Source organism: Rhodococcus sp. 66b (assembly GCF_002076325.1).
Classification (GTDB): domain Bacteria; phylum Actinomycetota; class Actinomycetes; order Mycobacteriales; family Mycobacteriaceae; genus Rhodococcus_F; species Rhodococcus_F erythropolis.
In genome coordinates, this window is the sequence record NZ_MUZB01000007.1 from 1 (window position 1) to 22,400 (window position 22,400).

Below are 22,400 nucleotides of genomic sequence, written 5' to 3' on the forward strand. Positions count from 1 at the left end.
CGAAACCAAATACCTGGCAAAACGATTCACCCGAGCATCGAACTCCGCATACGACAGAGACTGCCCCTCGAACGAGAGCGCTACCGCACCCGGAGACGCCGCCACCTGCGCATCGAACCCATCCAACACCGACACGCCCGCAACCTCACGAGCCGTGTCATTCCACCCCTCGAGCACCAACGAACGCTCAACAGAATCCAAAATGTCTATGTCACCAACGCGCACCGAAGGATCGGTGGCTACGGAGGAGAGCAGTCGAAGAACTCTGTCCAGCAACGCAGTTGCGTAGTCGGCATCGAAGAAGTCCGGTAGGTACCGCAGCGTCAAGTGCAACTGCTCGTCGAGTGCGATCAGCAGGGTCAACGGGTAGTTCGTGGAATCGTCCGAGGCGATGTCGTCGATCATCATTCCGTCGAGAACATCCGCCTGTGCGGCGAGGCCCTCACGGTCGACCGGGTACGACTCGAATACAACCAACGTGTCGAACAGTGTTCCGACGTCCGCTGCTTTCTGGACATCGGTCAAACCGAGATAGTGATGATCGAGCATTCTCGCCTGCTCGATCTGAACCCTGGCAACCAATTCTTCGACGGACTCCGCGGCGTCGAGGCGCACCCGCACGGGGAGGGTGTTGATGAACAACCCGACCATCGATTCGACCCCGGTGAGTGCCGGTGGCCGGCCGGACACTGTTGCACCGAAGACAACGTCGTCGGTTCCGGTCAACGCACCGAGCAGGACCGCCCACGCGCTCTGCACGATCGTGTTAGCGGTGACGCCGAGTCGTGCGGCCAGAGCGGTGAGCGCCGCGGTTGTCTCCGACGACATCGACACGTTCAGCTTCTGTGACAGCGCGGTGAATTCCTGTCCGCCTGTGACCTGAGCAAGCAGCGTCGGCTCTTCGACGCCGGAAAGCGCATCCGCCCAGGCTGTGAGTGATCGATCACGATCCTGATCGACAAGCCACGCCAGGTAATTGCGATAGCTACGCACGCGCGGAAGAACCGAGTCGTCACCACGAGTCGCGTACAGCGCCAACAGGTTCTGCAAGAGCAGTGGCACCGACCAACCGTCGAGAATAATGTGGTGATTCGCCACCACCAAGCGATAGTCCCCCTCCGCCATGGTGACGAAGGTGAACCGAATCAACGGCGGTGACGCCATGTCGAAGTGTGTCGCCTGGTCAGCCGTCAAAACTTCGTTCAGAGCTGCCTCACGGTCGACGGCCGCAATATCGCTGAGATCGATGTTCCGCCACGGGACTGCAACGTCTTCGAGGACTATCTGGACCGGCGTTCCGCCGTCGTCGGCCGTGAATGCCGTTCGCAGGTTCGCATAACGGTCGATGATTCCCTGTGCTGCAGTGCGCAATCGGTCGGCATCCACCTTCCCGGACAGAGTGAGAATCATCTGCACCGAGTAGAGGTCGACGCTGGATTCCGCCAACATCGCGTGGAAGAGCAAACCGGACTGCAGCGGTGCCAGGGGCCAGATGTCGGTCACCGTACCGAATCGATTCTCGAACCCGTCGATATCTCGTTGGCTCACGGAGACAAGCGGCACGTCGGACGGTGTGAGTCCTCCGGCTCCGACGGAGCGAGAATGCTCTGCCAGGGCGCTCAGTGCTTCGACCCAAATCTGTGCAAATGCCTCGACACTCTCGCCGTCGATGGCACCGACGGGGTATGCGAAAGAGGCCTCCAGAACAGCACCGTCTGCGCCGTCGTTGACGATCGCATTGATGTCGACGACCTTGTTTGCGGGCATGTCGATGTCTTCGGGTGCGGACACGTTGGTGAAATCGCCGGCCGGCAGCCACCCGAGTCCCTCGACACCTGCCGGAAGATCCTCGGCGACAACTCGTCCCAGGTAGTTGAAGCTGACCTGTCCCCCGGCGAAGCGAGAAAGCACTGCGCGCGTGTCTTCGTTCAGGTAGCGCAGCAGTCCGTACCCGACGCCCTTGTCCGGGATCGCCAGCAGCTGTTCCTTCACTGCTTTGATCGCGCGTCCCGCCGAATCACCTCCGGCGAAAGCGTCACCCAGATCTACCTCGGAAAGATCGAGACTGATCGGGAAGGCAGCGGTGAACCAGCCAACGGTCCTTGACAGATCCGCGCCAGGAATCACGGCTTCTTCGCGACCGTGGCCCTCGAGTTGCAGCAAGGCAGACGTCGAGTCGATTCCGGCTCGGCGACGCCACTCGATCAGCGCGAGTGCCAGTCCAGCGAGCAGGCCGTCGTTGGCGCCGCCGTTGAAAACCTCCGGCAGCGTGGTCAACAGAGTCTCCGTCACCTGAGTGGGGACCGTCACGCTTATCCGCTGAACCGTTGCCGCAACGTCGACGGCAGAGTCGTACGCCCTCTTACCCAGCACCGGGTCCGGTGTCTGCAACACCTTCCGCCACGTATCCAGCTCGGCCACACGCGAATCCCGATGGGCCTCTTCGGACAAAGCATGAGCCCAGCGTCGCATCGACGTACCCGTAGGTTCGAGAGCCACATCCCCCGTCGCTCCGCTCGCCCCGGCCATCTGAGCCGCAGCCGACACCAGATCCGGAACAATGATTCGCCAGGAAACCCCGTCGACGATCAAGTGATGCGCAGCAATGATCAAGCGCCCGGTGCGAGTGGGACCGAAGTCGACCCACACGAACTGAACCATCACGCCGCCTGCCGGATTCAACCGGCCGAGAGCCTCGTCGAGGCCCTTGGAAGCCGTGAGAACAATTGTCGACTCGTCCGAGGACGCATCAACATCCACCCGACTGAGTAGATCCTCGACGTCCACGGTTCCCGGCTCGGAGACCGACATTCCCCAGCCGCGACCGTCGGAGATCAACCGCGATCGGAACATGTCATGGTGGTCGACGACGGCGGCGAGGGTTCGCACGATGTCGGTTCGCTGCGCTCCGAGTGGAAGCTCGAGAGTCATCGTCTGTGTGAATCGGTTGTAGCTGCCACCGCGCTCGACCATGAATCGTTCGATCGGCGTCAACGGCATCCAGCCGACTCCACCGCCCGGCAACTCCTCGAGCACCACCGCGGCCTCGACGTCGGCGGCATACTTCGCCACTTCGGCCAATGCCGCGACAGTCTTGCTCTCGAAGACGTCACGGGGTGCGAATACGACCCCACGTGCCTTCGCCCGCGAGACGAGCTGGATCGACATGATCGAGTCGCCGCCCTGCGCGAAGAACGAGTCGTCCGTTCCGATTCGATCCAGACCGAGAACGTCCGCGAAGATCTCGCTCAGGACTTGTTCCATCTCGGTAACCGGGGCGCGGAATTCCTTGGTCTCGAAGACCGGCGCTGGGAGCGCTTTTCGGTCCAGCTTGCCGGCCGGGCTCAGTGGCATGTCCGAGGAGACCATGATCGAAGCCGGAACCATGTGAGCCGGAAGGGTTCTGGAGACGAATTCGATCAATTCCGCCGAAGTGACCGAAGCGTTCTTTCCGGTGAACACGTACGACACCAGTGCCGGAGCACCCGACGGCAGGGTCGTACCCATCGTCGCAGCGAACTCGACCTCGGGGTGTGCGGTCAATGACGCATCGATCTCACCGAGTTCGATACGGAAACCGCGAATCTTGACCTGGAAATCGTTGCGGCCCACGTATTCCACGGCGTAGGTGGAGGGTGCGGTTCCAGCGACCCAGCGCACCACGTCACCGGTTCGGTACATTCGCTCGCCCGGATTACCGTGCGGGTTTGCCACGAATCGATCGGCGCTCAAGCCCGGGCGACGATGATAGCCGCGGGTCACCTGAGGACCGGACAGATACAGCTCGCCCGAGACTCCGAGTGGTACTGGATTGAGTCGTGTGTCCAGAACGAAAGCGGCCATGTCACCGATCGTGGCGCCGATGTCCATTCGGTCACCCGGCAGAAGCGGAACGCTGACGTTCGTCACGATCGTCGTCTCGGTCGGGCCGTAGACATTCAAGAACGTCCTGGGAGCCGAAGCCGATGCGGTCGAGCCGTCACCTGTCGTCCACTTGCTGATCAGTTCCGGCGAATACGCTTCGCCACCCACGCCTACGACCGTCAGGTCGTCCAGGCCGCTCGGGTCCATCGACGCCAGAGCCGCCGGCGTGATGAACGCATGGGTGACTCGTTCGCTACGGAACACCTCAGCCAGTTCGTCGCCGCCGTACACGCCAGGCGGGACGATGACCATCGTCGCGCCGGTCGCCACCGCGAGGAACAACTCGAGCATCGACGCGTCGAAACTCGGTGACGCGAAGTGCAATGTCCGCGAGGTGGGCTTCACGAGGTAATGCGCGGCCTGAGTGACACTGAAGCTCGCCAGACCAGCGTTGGTGGCGACAACGCCCTTGGGTAGACCGGTCGTGCCGGAGGTGTAGATGACCCAGGCCGGATGAGCAGTCGTCAGTGGACGGACACGTTCCTCGGCATCGATTGGCACTGCGGACACTCCGGCGGTCATCTGTTCGCCGAGCGGTCCGTCCACGACCAACCACTCGACGTCGTCGGTGAGATTCGGACGTTCGACGTCGAGGGTCAGGCCTACCTTCGCACCCGAGTCGCTGAGCATGTGCGCGATACGGTCTGCCGGATAGTGCGGATCGATCGGAACGACCGCTGCCCCGGTCTTCGACACTGCCCAGACCGCGAGTACCGATTCGACGGATCTCGGAATCGACACCGCCACAAGATCTTCAGCCCCGAGACCACGGTTGATCAAGACGCGGGCCAGCTTCGACGACCACTCGTCGACCTCGCGATACGTCATGGACCGACCGGCAGCGGCCTGCGCCGTGCCGGGGTAGCGCAATGCGACGTTGTCCGGGTAGCGCGCTGCAGCGTCGGCAAGAATCTCGGCCAACGGCGCCTGCGCTACTCCTGAAGATGCCCTCTGGCTCGTCAGAACCTCACGCTCGGACTCGTCGAGGATTTCGATGTCACCCACTGAAGTCGCGGGGTCCGTCGCAATTCCGTTCAGGATGCGCATCAATCGTGCGGCGAATTCGCGGACAGTCGATTCGTCGAACAGATCCGTCGCGTACGTGAACGTCGCCGACAGCCCTTCTGATACCTCACTGATCGTGAGCTGCAGATCGAACTTGGCCACGGTCTCGTCGATTGCGAACTCGGCGGCCGTCAGACCCGGCAGAGCCAACGAATTCTGCCCCAGGTTCTGGAATGCCAATGCCACCTGGAACAGCGGGTGGTGTGCCCTCGACCGAACGGGATCCAGCACTTCCACGAGCCGCTCGAAGGGAAGGTCCGAGTGCGCGAACGCCTGAAGATCGGTCTCTCGAGCCGACGACAGAAGTGTGGTAAACGGGGCCGAAGGATCAACCTCGGTACGTAGCACCAAGGTGTTGACGAACATTCCGATCAGATCGTCGAGTTCGGATTCACCTCGTCCTGCCATCGGCGCGCCGATGGTGATGTCCGTTGTTCCCGACAGACGTGCGAGAAGTGATGCCAGCGCCGAATGGACCACCATGAACATCGACGCATTGTGCTCACGACCGACACCGATCAGCCGCTCATGCAGTTCCTGACCGATCGAGAATTCGAATGTTGCTCCCTGACCGGAGAATACCGCCGGCCGGGCCCGATCCCCGGGAAGATTCAACTGTTCGGGCACGCCGTCCAATGCTTGCGCCCAGTAAGTGATCTGCTGCGCGATGATTGACTGCGGATCGTCCTCGGACCCGAGAACCTCACGCTGCCAAAGTGCGTAGTCGGCATACTGCACCGGCAACGGCGTCCAGGTCGGAGCCTGGCCGTTGGTTCTGGCGTAGTAGGCGGTCATGATGTCGCGGGTCAGCGGGCCCATCGAGAAACCGTCGGTCGAGATGTGATGCACCACGAATACGAGAACGTGCTCGTCGGCCTTGGTCTGGAAAAGCCTGGCGCGCAACGGAACCTCGGTTGTCACGTCGAAACCCGTCGCCACGAAGTTCGTTACCTCGGAAACAATCTCTGAATCCGAGACCAAGGTTGCAGCGAGGTTCACGCCGACATCAGCCGGTGCAACGATCTTCTGGTAGCCGATTCCGTCGACCTCGGGGTAGACCGTGCGGAGAACCTCGTGGCGACCGATAACATCGTGAACTGCCGAATTCAGGGCGGCCAGATCGAGCGCACCCGTGAGCCGAACGGCAACAGGGACATTGTTGACAGCCGATGCCGTGTCGAATCGGTTGAGGAACCACATGCGCTGCTGCGCCAACGACAACGGAACCTGCGCCGGACGCACCTGCGCAGTCAACGCCGCACGCGAACCGCCACCAACACGAGAACCGAGTCGGGCAGCAAGCCCTTCAACGGTCGACGCCTCGAACAACTCCCGCACCGACACCGAAGCATCCAACGCCTGACCCAACCGAGACGTCACCTGCGTCGCAATCAGCGAATTACCACCGAGCGCGAAGAAATCATCATCCAAACCAACACGCTCAACGCCCAGAACATCCGCAAACGTCTGCGCCACAACCTCTTCCACCACCGACGTCGGAGCCCGGAACACCGCAACCTGCAACGACGGAACCGGCAACGCCCGACGATCCAACTTCCCGTTCACCGTCAACGGAATCGAATCCAACACCACAAACGCCGACGGCACCATGTACTCCGGCAACAACGAACCCACCGACACCCGAAGATCGTCGACCGAAACGCTCACACCCGCAGCCGAAACCACATACGCCACCAACCGCTGATCACCCGGAGAATCCTCACGAACAACCACCGCCGTCTGCGCCACCGACACATCCGCCAACACCGCAGACTCGATCTCACCGATCTCGATCCGGAACCCACGGATCTTCACCTGATCATCCGCGCGACCCAGATACTCCAAATCACCAGCACTGTTCCACGACGCCACGTCACCCGTGCGGTACAACACCTCACCAGCAGCAAAAGGACTCGCCACAAACCGCGTCGACGTCAACCCCGCCTGACCCAGATAACCCCGAGCCAACTGCACACCCGAGACATACATCTCACCCGCAACACCAACAGGCACCGGAGCCAAACGCGTATCGAGCACAAACACCTGCAGACCCGAAATAGCCTGACCCACAACACTCGCCGACGCATCCGCCGCCAACGCAGCATCCAACACACGATGGCTCACATGCACCGTCGTCTCCGTGATGCCGTACATGTTCACCAACGTCGGCGCAGAGTCACCGCGGCGGCCATACCAGTCCGACAAGCGACGCAGCTCGAGCGCCTCCCCACCGAAAACAACCCACCGCAACGACAACTCGGCAGCCAGACCGGATTCCGACGCCAACCGATCAGCCTCGGCCAACTGATAGAACGCCGACGGCGTCTGATTGAGCACCGTCACCCGCTCAGCAGCAAGCAACTCCAGGAACTGCTCCGGCGACCGCGACGTCACATAATCCACAACCACCAACGTGCCGCCGTACAACAGCGGACCCCACAACTCCCACACCGAGAAGTCGAACGCATAACTGTGGAACATCGTCCACACATCCGACTCGCCGAACCCGTACACACTCTCGGTATTCGCAAACAACTTCGCCACCGTGATGTGCGGAACCTGCACACCCTTCGGGCGACCCGTCGAACCCGACGTGTAAATCACATACGCAACATTCGACGACCGCAACGGCGACACACGATCAGCATCCGAAACCACCGAACCATCGAACTCCGACACATCCACCGCGTCGATATCAACCACCGGCAAACCAGCGGGCAACACCAACTCACGCCCGGACCACGAAATCGCAGCCACCGGAGCAGCATCAGCCAACATGAACTCGACACGATCAGCCGGATACGACGGATCCACCGGCAAATACCCCGCACCGGACTTCACCACCGCCAACAACGCCACCACAAGATCCGCCGACCGCGGCAACGCCACCGCCACCAACGACTCCGGACCACAACCCTGAGCAATCAACCTGCGCGCCAAACGATTCGACCGAACCGACAACTCCGCATACGACAACGACTCGCCACCGAACCGCACCGCGATCCGATCACCAAACCGCGCAGCAGCATCATCGAACCACGCCGACAACGTCGACTCCACACCACTGTCGACACCCGTGTCACTCCACGCCAGAACACGATCCAACTCACCTGAAGTCAGAACATCCACGTCGCCAACGGCAGCAGTCGGATTCGCGACAACGCCACGGAGGACGGACACGAACCGATCAGCGAACTCGGCCGCTGTCGACGCGTCGAACAGATCCGTCGCGTAGGTCAGGGTGCCGGACATACCGGCGTCAGCGGCGTCTTCAAGAGTGAATTGCAGATCGAACTTGGCCAGTGCTGCGTCGAATTCCACAGCAGCGGCGGTGAGTCCGGGCAGTTCGAGAGCACTCTGTCCAAGGTTCTGGAAGGTCAATGCCACCTGGAACAACGGATGACGAGCCTGCGAACGAACCGGATCGAGCGCTTCAACGATCCGCTCGAACGGAACGTCAGCGTGGGCAAACGCCCGCAGATCCGCTTCACGCGCAGAAGCCAACAGATCCGCGAACGACATCGACGGATCAACCTCGGTGCGCAGCACCAAAGTGTTGACGAACATGCCGATCAGATCGTCGAGCTGCGCTTCACCGCGACCGGCGACAGGAGCGCCGATTGCGATGTCGGTTGTCGCGGACAACCGTGCCAGCAGCACGGCCAGCGCGGAGTGGACGACCATGAACGGGGTTGCGCCCGTCGCCTGACCCGTTGCTTCCACATCGGCCCACAGTTGCGGGTCGATGGTGAAGGTGTGGTTCGCTCCTTGTCCCGTTGCGATCTCGGGGCGGGTGCGATCACTGGGAAGGTCCAGCTGCTCGGGCAGGTCGGCCAGGGCGTCAGACCAGTAGTTGATCTGCTGCGCGATGATTGACTGCGGATCGTCCTCGGACCCGAGAACCTCACGCTGCCAAAGTGCGTAGTCGGCATACTGCACCGGCAACGGCGTCCAGGTCGGAGCCTGGCCGTGGGTTCTGGCGTAGTAGGCGGTCATGATGTCGCGGGTCAGCGGGCTCATCGAGAAGCCGTCGGTCGAGATGTGATGCACCACGAATACGAGAACGTGCTCGTCGGCCTTGGTCTGGAAAAGCCTGGCGCGCAACGGAACCTCGGTTGTCACGTCGAAACCCGTCGCCACGAAGTTCGTTACCTCGGAAACAATCTCTGAATCCGAGACCAAGGTTGCAGCGAGGTTCACGCCGACATCAGCCGGTGCAACGATCTTCTGGTAGCCGATTCCGTCGACCTCGGGGTAGACCGTGCGGAGAACCTCGTGGCGACCGATAACATCGTGAACTGCCGAATTCAGGGCGGCCAGATCGAGCGCACCCGTGAGCCGAACGGCAACAGGGACATTGTTGACAGCCGATGCCGTGTCGAATCGGTTGAGGAACCACATGCGCTGCTGCGCCAACGACAACGGAACCTGCGCCGGACGCACCTGCGCAGTCAACGCCGCACGCGAACCGCCACCAACACGAGAACCGAGTCGGGCAGCAAGCCCTTCAACGGTCGACGCCTCGAACAACTCCCGCACCGACACCGAAGCATCCAACGCCTGACCCAACCGAGACGTCACCTGCGTCGCAATCAGCGAATTACCACCGAGCGCGAAGAAATCATCATCCAAACCAACACGCTCAACGCCCAGAACATCCGCAAACGTCTGCGCCACAACCTCTTCCACCACCGACGTCGGAGCCCGGAACACCGCAACCTGCAACGACGGAACCGGCAACGCCCGACGATCCAACTTCCCGTTCACCGTCAACGGAATCGAATCCAACACCACAAACGCCGACGGCACCATGTACTCCGGCAACAACGAACCCACCGACACCCGAAGATCGTCGACCGAAACGCTCACACCCGCAGCCGAAACCACATACGCCACCAACCGCTGATCACCCGGAGAATCCTCACGAACAACCACCGCCGTCTGCGCCACCGACACATCCGCCAACACCGCAGACTCGATCTCACCGATCTCGATCCGGAACCCACGGATCTTCACCTGATCATCCGCGCGACCCAGATACTCCAAATCACCAGCACTGTTCCACGACGCCACGTCACCCGTGCGGTACAACACCTCACCAGCAGCAAAAGGACTCGCCACAAACCGCGTCGACGTCAACCCCGCCTGACCCAGATAACCCCGAGCCAACTGCACACCCGAGACATACATCTCACCCGCAACACCAACAGGCACCGGAGCCAAACGCGTATCGAGCACAAACACCTGCAGACCCGAAATAGCCTGACCCACAACACTCGCCGACGCATCCGCCGCCAACGCAGCATCCAACACACGATGGCTCACATGCACCGTCGTCTCCGTGATGCCGTACATGTTCACCAACGTCGGCGCAGAGTCACCGCGGCGGCCATACCAGTCCGACAAGCGACGCAGCTCGAGCGCCTCCCCACCGAAAACAACCCACCGCAACGACAACTCGGCAGCCAGACCGGATTCCGACGCCAACCGATCAGCCTCGGCCAACTGATAGAACGCCGACGGCGTCTGATTGAGCACCGTCACCCGCTCAGCAGCAAGCAACTCCAGGAACTGCTCCGGCGACCGCGACGTCACATAATCCACAACCACCAACGTGCCGCCGTACAACAGCGGACCCCACAACTCCCACACCGAGAAGTCGAACGCATAACTGTGGAACATCGTCCACACATCCGACTCGCCGAACCCGTACACACTCTCGGTATTCGCAAACAACTTCGCCACCGTGATGTGCGGAACCTGCACACCCTTCGGGCGACCCGTCGAACCCGACGTGTAAATCACATACGCAACATTCGACGACCGCAACGGCGACACACGATCAGCATCCGTCACCACCGAACCATCGAACTCCGACACATCCACCGCGTCGATATCAACCACCGGCAAACCAGCGGGCAACACCAACTCACGCCCGGACCACGAAATCGCAGCCACCGGAGCAGCATCAGCCAACATGAACTCGACACGATCAGCCGGATACGACGGATCCACCGGCAAATACCCCGCACCGGACTTCACCACCGCCAACAACGCCACCACAAGATCCGCCGACCGCGGCAACGCCACCGCCACCAACGACTCCGGACCACAACCCTGAGCAATCAACCTGCGCGCCAAACGATTCGACCGAACCGACAACTCCGCATACGTCAACGACTCGCCACCGAACCGCACCGCGATCCGATCACCAAACCGCGCAGCAGCATCATCGAACCACGCCGACAATGTCGAATCCACACCACGATCGATCTGGCCAGCACTGAAGCGGGAGAGCAGGTTTCGTTCACCATCGACCAAGATGTCAACGTCACCCACCGCTACGGTGGGATCAGCAGTCACCGCACGGAAGGTCCGTACCAGCCGATCACCAAATTCCACAACGGTCGACTCGTCGAACAGATCCGTCGCATACGTCAAGGAGGCGGACATTCCGGCGGGTGCGCCGGCCTCGTCGGTCCGTTCGGTCAGGGTCAACTGGAGGTCGAATTTCGCCAGTGCAAGATCAGCACTTTCGATCGACACTTCGAGGTCGCCCAGTTCGAGCGTTGTCTGTTCGTGGTTCTGGAACGTCAATGCCACCTGGAACAGCGGATGACGAGCCTGCGAACGAACCGGATCGAGAACCTCCACCACACGCTCGAACGGAACATCCGCATGCGCGAACGCCTGTAGATCCACTTCACGCGCCGAAGCCAACAGATCCGTGAACGACATCGACGGATCAACCTCGGTACGCAACACCAAAGTGTTGACGAACATACCGATCAGATCGTCGAGCTGCGCCTCACCGCGACCCGCGATCGGTGTACCGATCGCGATGTCGGTCGTTGCGGACAAACGAGAAAGTACGACGGCGAGCGCTGCGTGAACAACCATGAACGGTGTCGAGTTACTGCTGTGCGCAATCGAATTGACAGCTTCGTGCAGGGTGGCGTCGATATCGAACTCGACCTCGGCTCCGCGCCCTGAAGCGACCTCGGGACGCGGACGATCGGCAGGCAGATCCAACTGCTCCGGAAGATCAGCCAACGCATCCGACCAGAACGCAATCTGCTTCGCGATCACGGACCGCGGATCGTCCTCGGACCCGAGAACCTCACGCTGCCACAACGAGTAATCGGCGTACTGCACCGGCAACGGCGTCCAAGCCGGCACCGACGCTCGTGTACGTGCTTCGTAGGCAACCATCACGTCACGGGTCAACGGACCCATCGAGAAACCGTCGGTCGAGATGTGATGCACGACGAACACCAGAACGTATTCGCTGTCGCCGACTTTGAAGAGCTTGGCGCGCAACGGGACTTCGGAAGTCACGTCGAAGCCGACTGTCGCCAGCTCGGCGACGCCCGCAGCCAGGCGATCTTCCGTGATCGACACTGGGCTGAGATCGACAGCAACGTCTCGAACGTCACGGATTTCCTGATACCCGACGCCGTCGACGTCCGGATACAGCGTCCGCAGTGATTCGTGTCGACCCACGACATCGATCACGGCAGCGTTGAGAGCTGCCACATCGAGGGCGCCCGAAATCCTGATCGCCGCCGGAACGTTGTTCACTGCCGACTCGGGTTCGAACCTGTTCAGGAACCACATGCGCTGCTGCGCCAACGAAAGTGGGATCCGAGCGGGCCGGGACTGCGGGACCAGTGGGGCCGTGGCACCCGAACCGGCGTGCAGCTCGAGCCGGAGGGCGAGTGACTGCACGGTCGACGCTTCGAAGAGCGCACGAACCGGAACGCTTGTGTCAAGCGCCTCCCCCAGCCGTGCGGCGACACGGGTCGCGATCAGCGAGTTGCCTCCGAGCTCGAAGAAGTCGTCGTCGCGGCCAACCTGTGCGACTCCGAGAACTTCGGAGAACACCTGCGCGACAGTCTCTTCGACGGTCGTGATCGGCGCCTGATACACCTTCGACTCGAACACGGGCGATGGCAGAGCTTTGATGTCCGTCTTGCCCGCGGTGGTCAACGGAATCGAATCGAGCACCAGGACCGAGTCGGGAACCATGTAGCCGGTGAGGAACGTCGACACCGACTCGATGACCTGTGCGGGATCCACCTCGGCGCCGGCCTGTGGCACCACGTATGCAACGAGGCGATCGCCGAAGTGATCGTCGGAGCGTACAAGAGCAACAGCTTGCGCAACGCCCGCGCATCGGGTCAGTGCGGCCTCGATTTCGCCGAGTTCGATACGGAACCCACGGATCTTGACCTGGAAGTCGCTGCGGCCCACGTACTCCACCGCGCCACCGTCGATCCACCGGACCACGTCACCCGTGCGGTACAACCGCTCTCCCGGCGCCCCGAACGGGTCTGCGACAAAACGACCCGCCGTCAATGCCGGCTGTCCCAGGTATCCACGAGCGACCTGAACACCCGACACGTACAACTCACCTGCGACACCAACCGGAACGGGCTGCAAGCGGCCGTCCAAGATCCGCGCGGCCATACCTCGAATCGGGCCGCCGATGTTCATACGATCAAACGCGGTCAGCGTATCGCTGATGTTCGAGGCGACTGTCGACTCCGTCGGACCGTACGCATTGAAGAATCCACGCACACCGCCATCCGGAAGCGGCACCGCCCACTTGGCAACGAGAGACCGCGAACTGGCTTCGCCACCGACGACAACCACCCGCAACGCGTCAAGCCCGCTCGGATCCACTGATGCCAGCGCAGCGGGCGTCACGAACGCATGCGTCACGCCCTCCGAGCACAAGATCTCGGCCAGTTCCGCGCCGCCGTACACCGTCGTCGGCGCAATCACCATCGTCGACGCGGAGCCGAATGCCATCAGCAACTCGAGGACAGACGCATCGAAACTCGGCGAGGCGAAATGCAGCGTCCGAGCATCCGCGGTCAGCGCATAGCGCTCGACCTGCTCGGCACAGAAATTCGCCACACCGGCGTTGGTGACCACAACGCCCTTGGGCAGACCTGTGGTGCCGGACGTGTAGATGACGTACGCAGGCTGCCGCTCGTCGATCGCACTACGTCGATCCGAATCACTCACCGGCGCGCAGGATTCTGCCGCGCACGCCGCCACTGTCTTCTCGTCGTCGAGAACAACCCACGTCAACGCCGACGGCAATCCTGCCTCGACGTCACTGAGCGCAAGACCCAGCACCGCACCGGAATCGGAGATCATGTGGGCGATACGGTCAACCGGATACGTCGGGTCGACGGGCACGAACGCAGCACCCGTTTTCGCCACTGCCCACAGAGCGAGAACCGAATCGGCCGAACGCGGAATCGCGATCGCGACCCGATCCTCCGGCCCGACGCCCTTCGCAATCAGAACACGAGCGAGTCGCGACGACCGCTCGTCGAGTTCGCGGTAGCTGATCGACTCACCGTCGAAGCGAATCGCATCCGCCGACGGATCTACAGCGGCCGCCGCTGTGAGAATCTCGACCAGGGTTCCCGAGACCGACTGACCTCCATGAACATCGGCCAGCACACCCCGCTCGGTCGCACCGAGAATATCGATGTCACCGACGACAATCGAAGGAACCGACACGACAGTCTCGAGGATACGAACCAGACGCCGAGCAAACCCCTCGACCGTCGAAACGTCGAACAGATCTGCAGCAAACGTGAATTCGGCCGAGAGCCCTTGCTGGATCCCGTCTTCGCCGATCGACTCGGTTACTGCGAGTTCGAGGTCGAACTTGGCAGTGGTCGTGTCGATTTCGGCGGCCTTGATCGCCAGTCCCGGCAGTTCCAATGCCGTTTGCGCGAGATTCTGCAAGGACAGCACGACCTGGAACAGCGGATGTCTGGCCTGCGACCGGGCGGGAGCCAAGACGTCCACCAACCGCTCGAAGGGCACGTCCGAGTGAGCGAACGCTCCGAGCGCAGAATCACTCGCCGCAGCCAGCAGATCCGTGAATGCCTGGGCCGGGTCGACCTCGGTCCGCAGAACAAGCGTGTTGACGAACATGCCGACGAGATCGTCGAGCGCCTCGTCGCCACGACCGGCAACGGGAGTGCCCACGGCGATGTCCGAGGTTCCGCTCAGTCGGGCCATCAGAACGGCAAGCGCCGAGTGCAACGCCATGAAGAGCGTCGCGTTGTTCTCCCGTGCCAGCGCGTCCAATCGACGGTGCACATCCCCGGAGATCTCGAACGCGAATCGCTCGCCGCGCATCGACGCCACATCAGGCCGAGACCGGTCCGACGGAAGCTCGATCACATCCGGTAGGTCTGCCAGAGTCTCGGTCCAGTACGAGATCTGCTGCGAGATCAGTGATTCCGAGTCGTCTTCCGACCCCAGAACCTCACGCTGCCACAACGAATAGTCGGCGTACTGCACAGTCAACGGCTGCCACGCCGGCGCGGTCCCATCCTTGCGTGCCGAGTAGGCAATCATGACATCGCGTGCCAGGGGCGCCATCGACCAACCGTCAGCGGCGATGTGATGAACCACGATCGCGAGGGTGTGCTCGGTGTCGCTGACCGTCAACAGGCGGACACGGATCGGCACGTCGACGGTGACGTCGATCGCTGAGGATCCGATTGCAGCGACTCGACTTTCGAGCTCATCCTGATCCGAAACCGACTCCACGGTCAGTCCGCCGAACGCCTCCGAAAGCGACAGAATCGACTGCTTCGGTCCGGAAGCCCCGTCCGGATATACCGTTCGGAGCACTTCATGCCGGGCCAGTACGTCCTCGAGCGCAGTTTCCATCGCGGCAGTATCGAGATGGCCAGTCAGGTGCAGAGCAAAAGTGATGTTGTAAGCAGCTGAGTCGGTGTCGAAGCGGTTCAGGAACCACATGCGCTGCTGCGCCAGCGACAACGGAATTTCCGCGGGACGCACCTGTGCGACGAGCGCCTTCTGCCCGCCGCTACCTACGTGCGACTCGATGTGTGCGGCGAGCGCCTCGACGGTGGAAACGTCGAATAGCGTTCGCACCGGCACCGTAGTGTCGAGCGCCCGCCCCAATCGGGAGGTGACCTGAGTAGCCACCAGGGAGTTGCCACCGAGTTCAAAGAAGTCGTCGTCGAGGCCGACTCGTTCCACTCCGAGAACATCCGCAATCACCTGCGCGACAATCTCTTCCACCGGCGTGGTGGGTGCACGAAACTCGCGGACCTCGAAAACAGGCTCCGGCAAAGCCCGGCGATCCAATTTGCCCACCGGGGTCAACGGAACCTCAGCGAGTTCCATGATGACGGACGGAACCATGTAGCTCGGCAGAGCCTCCGCCACGAACGAGGCGAGCACGTCCCGATCGAAACTCGACCCGTCAGCCAGTTCGACGTAGGAAACGAGGGTTGTGACACCCGCCGCGCCTTCGCTTCCGACTGTCACCGCGAAGCGCACAGACTCGTGCGAGGACAGAACTGCGTCGATCTCACCGAGTTCGATACGGAATCCGCGAACCTTGACCTGGAAGTCACTGCGGCCGACGTATTCGAGGACCCCCGCGTCACCGCGCGCGTCTCCGCCGGTCCAGCGCACGACATCGCCGGTCCGGTACATTCGCTCGCCGTCCGGCGAATACGGGTTGGCAACAAACCGTTCCGCAGAAAGACCTCGCCGCTCGTGGTAGCCGCGAGCCAATGCAGCGCCCGCAAAGTAGAGCTCTCCCCTGGTACCGACTGGAACAGGATGCAGACGCTCGTCGAGTACCAGTGCCGACATGCCCTCGACGGGACGCCCGATGTCGATCGATCGGCCGATCGCGAGATCGCCGAACGACGAGATGATCGTGGTCTCAGTCGGACCGTACCCATTGAAGTAGGCGCGCCCTGGGGCCCATTTCGCCAGCAACTCGGGAGTGGTCACGTCACCGCCGACGGAGACGACTCGCAATTCAGGCAGCTCTGCCGGCTCCATGGTCCCGAGTACTGCGGGAGTGATGATCGCGTGTGTGACCTTCTCGGAATGAAGAAGATCCGACAACTCGTGTCCACCGATAATTGTCGAGGGAACGATCACCAAAGTTGCACCCGCAGAGAAGGCGACCATCCATTCCAGTACCGACGGGTCGAAGCTCGGTGAACAGATATGGAGGAAGCGTGAGGACTGTTCTACCTCGTAGCGACGCTGTGCTGCGTCTCTGACCCCACGGAGACCACCGTGAGTGACGCTGACACCCTTCGGTTTTCCCGTGGAACCGGATGTGTAAATGACATATGCAACGTGAGAACTGTGAATCGGAGCGATTCGGTCCTCGTCCGTGACCGGCGCTGAAGATTGCGTCGACAGTTCTCCGTTCAGCGCCTGGCCGTCAAGGACCAACCATTCTGTGACCGCAGGAAGCTGATCTACGAACTGTCCCGACGTGAGTCCGATCGCGGCCGAAGAATCGGCCAGCATGTGCCGGACACGATCTTCCGGATAGCTCGGGTCGACTGGGACGTATGCCGCCCCTGACTTCGCCACCGCCCATACTGCACAGACCATCTCGTACGAGCGAGGAAAGGCGAGAGCAACAATGGTCTCGGGGCCGGCGCCCCGTCCGATCAGAACCCGTGCGAGCTTCGACGACTGCTCATCGAGCTCGCGGTAGGTGATCGATCGACCCTCGAAGCGCACAGCAACCGAATCCGCCTCAGCCGTGCCGGACAGGAAGATGTCGACGAGACTCTGCCGGGGCATCGTGTCATCCGCGGCTACGACCGTCAGATCGGTGCGCTCGGAGCGTGAGAGCAGGTCGATATCGCCGACGATCGTTTCAGGTCGGGTAGCCACGGCATCGAGAATGCGCACGAACCGAGTAGCGAAAGTGTTCACCGTGGCCGGATCGAACAAGTCCGTGGCGTAGGTGAAGGTGGCACTCAAGACATCCGCGTCTTCGGTTCCTTCGGGATTCTCGGACACCATGAGTTCGAGATCGAATTTGGCGACCGGTACTTCCAATTCAGCTGCAACTGCTTTGACACCTGAGAATTCCAGTTCGCGTCGTCCACTGATCTCCGCAGTGAGCGCAACCTGGAACAGCGGGTGACGAGCCTGCGAACGCGCCGGACTCAGGACTTCGACCAACCGCTCGAACGGCACATCGGCATGCCCGTAGGCAGACAAGCCCGATTCCCTTACCCGAGCGAGCAACTCTTCGAATCGTTCGTTCGGATCGACCTCGGTGCGAAGCACCAGGGTGTTCACGAACATGCCGATCACGTCATTGAGCGCTTGATCGCCTCGCCCGCCGATCGGGGCACCGATCGCGATGTCGGAGGTACCACTGAGCCGGCTCAACAGCGTTGCATATGCCGCCTGCAACACCATGAACAGCGAGACGCTCCTCGAGCGCGCCAACTCGTTCAACTTGCGCGTCGTGCGTTCGCTGATCTGAAAATGGTGCTTGGCACCGTGATTGGACGCGATGGCAGGACGAGGTCGGTCGGTCGGCAGATCCAACTGATCCGGCAAATCGGCAAGTGCCCGGCGCCAGAAGTTGATCTGGCGAGACGACTCCGAGCGCGGGTCTTCGTCGGATCCCAGTGCTTCGCGCTGCCACAGGGCGTAGTCGGCGTACTGGATCGGCAGCGGCGTCCACGCCGGCGCAGACTTCTCACTTCGCGCCGAGTATGCGACGAGAAGGTCACGTGCGAGCGGACGGAACGACAGTCCGTCTGCAGCGATGTGATGGAGAACCATCACCAGGACGTAGTCCGTCGGAGACACCTCGAAGAGGGCAACCCGTACCGGGATTTCGAGCGTCACGTCGAAGCCGCGAGACGCCACGTCGAACAGCGCCGCGTCGAGATGCGAATTCCGAATCTTGACCGGATTCAACTCCACCGCGGCCCGGTCGACCGGCAGAACCAGCTGTTGCGCGGTTCCGTCGACATCAGGGTAGATCGTCCGCAAGGACTCGTGTCGCTCGAGAAGATCCATCACCGCGGCATGCAGGGCGGACGGGTCCACCGAACCGGTGAGCCGGACCGTGAACGGAAGGTTGTACGCGGGCGTCGACGGATCGAGACGGTTGATGAACCACATGCGCTGCTGTGCAAGCGAGAGCGGGACAACCTGGGGACGAGGCTTGGCGATCAGCGGGGTGAGCTGCCTGGCGTTACCCGCCACAGACTCGGCGCGGGCCGCCAAGGTAGCGACCGTGGTGGACTCGAAAAGCTCTCGAACGCCGAGTTGCACTCCCAAGGCGGAACCCACGCGGGTCACCAACTGTGTTGCAACCAGCGAGTTTCCACCGAGTTCGAAGAAGTCGTCGTCGATACCGACGCGCTCGACACCGAGAACGTCGGCAAAGACGTCAGCGACAACCCGCTCGATTTCGGTGCGGGGCTCGCGGTACTGCTTCGCACTCGCGAACACCGGCTCGGGCAACCCGGCACGATCCAATTTGCCACTCGTGTTGAGCGGCAACGCATCGAGCACCATCAACGCGGCCGGAACCATGTACGAAGGGAGGCTTCGACCGGCGAACTCACTGAGCACAGCAGCATCGATGTTTCGGCCCGGGCCCGGCACGACGTAGCCGACCAATTGATCACCGGTCGGGGTGACGGTCACCAAGACAACAGCCTGGGAAACGTCGGGGTGTGCCAGAAGGACGGTCTCGATTTCGCCGAGCTCGATGCGCTGTCCACGGAACTTCACCTGGAAGTCGGTACGCCCGATGTAGTCGAGGTTTCCGTCCTCACGGCGGCGGACGAGGTCGCCGGTCCGGTACATACGCTCACCGGCCGTGCCGTACGGATTGGCTACGAACCGATCCGAGCTCAGGTCCGGTCGACCAACGTATCCGCGCGCGAGTTGAACGCCGGCGAGATAGAGCTCACCCGGCTGCCCGATGGGGGTCGGGCGAAGTTGTCCGTCCAGTACGTGCGCCTGAGTGTTCCACTGCGGCATACCGATCGGCACGGAAGTAGTATCCGTGGCCACGGCCTCGTAGTACGTGACCGACACCGCGGCTTCGGTCGGACCGTACAGGTTGTGCAGTCCGGCTCCACAGAGTTCGCGGAAGGCGGAAGACGTCTCGGGCGGGAGCGCCTCGCCGATGACGAACACGTGGCGCAACGAATCACAAGATCCGGCAGGTGCATTCGCAGTGAACAGCGTGAGCATGGATGGCACGAAGTCGGTGATCGTGACGCCGAGCTCCGCGATCTTGTTCGCCACGTAGATCGGGTCTCGATGACCGTCCGGAGTCGCGACGACGAGCGTGGCGCCGACCTGCAACGGCATGAAGAAACCCCACAGCGACACGTCGAACGTCGTAGCGGTCTTCTGCAGGTAGATGTCCGACGCCGAAAGCTCGTACTCGGCGTTCATCCACTGAAGCTGATTGTTGATCGCCGCGTGAGTGACCGCGACACCCTTGGGTCGACCGGTCGAACCTGAGGTGTAGATCACGTACGCAGTGTTCGAGAAATGCAAGGGAGACAGGCGATCTGCGTTGACGATCGGCCTGCTGTCGAGCTGCCCATAGTCCAGTGTGTCGATCTCGATGACCCGTGTGCCCGAGGGCAGATCCACGTCGTCGCGCGCAGTGGTCACAACACACGTGGGCTGCGCCGACTCGAGAATGTAGGCGGTGCGTTCCGCTGGGTGGTCGGGATCCACCGGCACCCAGGCTCCGCCGGCCTTGGCAATCGCGTACAGACCGACCATCAAGTCCAAAGACCTGCGGATCGACAGTCCTACAAGCGATTCGGGCCCAACACCCATGGCGATGAGTTGACGAGCCAAACCATTTGCGCGAGAGTCAAATTCGGCGTATGTGAGGCTGGCGCCTTCGAAAACGACAGCGGTGGCATCGGGAGTTCTCTCGACCTGACGCTCGAATGCTTCGGTGATGGTCTGCGAGGCAACGTGGAAGCCGGTGCGGTTCCACAAGGCAACCTTGTTTCGCTCCTCGTCGGTTGCGACAGGAAGATCCCAGACCTTGCGGCTCGTTTCGGCCGAGACGAACTTCTCGAGAAACTCTACGAACCGCGAGTGATTTCGCTGGGCGTCCGCGGGCGCGTACAGATTGGGATTCGACTCGAAGTCGATGTGTGTGCGGGTATCGCCGACGCTCTGGTACAGGTTGACACCGAGGTCTTCGATCAAACCCGTGGACAGGATGTGAAGCTCGCCGACAAGGGGCCCGAACGCCAACTCGGTGGAAAACATCATGATGTTGATCCACGGGCCGAAGAATCCGCCCCGGCCCGGCCCGTCACCGCCGCGAACCATGTCCTCGTGTCGGTATCGCTGGTGGCGCAGTGCGCCGGACATTTCGTTCCTGACGTCGTCCAGAAGCTCCTGGACAGTGGTGTCCGCAGTGACGGTCAGTCGCAGCGGCACGACGTTGGAGACCATGCCTCCGGATCGACGCAGCACGGCTGTCGTTCGACCGGAAACGGGCAGACTCAGCGACACGTCCTCTCGCCCGGTCATCTGAGCGAGGTACGCCGCAAACGCCGCGACGACAGTGCCGGCAACAGTGGTCTTCTCTACGCGCTCGAGGAACCGCCCGAGCAGCGCCTCGACGTGGTTGGACAGCGCTGCACTGTCGATCCGACTGACTGGAGCAGGCGCGGCACTTCGACCCGCGAGGCTCGAGATCTCGTCGAGATTCTCGATCTTGTCTGCCCAGTACTTGCGATCGGTTTCGAAACGACTCGACTGGCGGTACTTGTTGTCTACCTCGTAGACGTTCCGGAGATCGGAGGCCTCACTCGGCTCCGGATCCCGGCCCTCCACGCGCGCCGAGTACAGCTCCGCCACACGAGTGACGAACGTCGACGCACCGAAACCGTCGAGAATTGTGTGGTGGACCCGCGTGTACCAGTAGTAGCGGTTCTCGCCGAGGCGCAGGATCGTGGCAGAGATCAGTCGGTCCGTAAGCATGTCGATCGGCCGACTGCGATCTGCTCGCATCCACCGCATGGCGGCGTCGTGCGAGTCGTCTTCACTACGAAGATCGACGTAGCCGACTGAATCATCGAGTGTGGGGTCGATGATCTGGTACGGCTGGGCATCGATCTCGAAGATCCGCACGAAGGCCGACCCGATTTCGCGACCGGCATCTGCACAGGCCTGGCGAAGGGCGTCAAGCTCCAGAGCACCACGGAGTTCGACGTACTGGGCGATGTTGACCGGTACTGCGGGATCAAGGTGCTGCGCGAACCACATACCGAGCTGGGCCGCCGAAAGTGGGAATGCGTCTGATCGCTGAACGTCTTCCGGCGAGCTGCCGACCTCCGGCTTGCCGCTCCCCAGTTCTCCGTTACCCAGCGAATTCACGCCCACAGCCTCTCTTCCACACCATTGCGCACCCGTGCGAGCCGAACGTCCGATTCGCAGCAGCTACCGACCTCATCCAACCTCGACGAGCCAGAACCACCCATTGTCTCCGATACATAGGCGACAAGAGAAATCCATACCCCGGTGTATCGACGGTTTTGCTGCAATTCGTTACAAATCGC

The 22,400-nt window shown here is 61.8% G+C and carries 1 protein-coding gene; it reads right to left on the reverse strand.

The annotated features are described in order from the left end of the window. On the reverse strand, positions 1-22,224 hold a 22,224-nt coding region (locus B0E55_RS14315; RefSeq protein WP_133053422.1), incomplete at its 3' end, for a non-ribosomal peptide synthase/polyketide synthase. Positions 22,225-22,400: the final 176 nt, after the last annotated feature.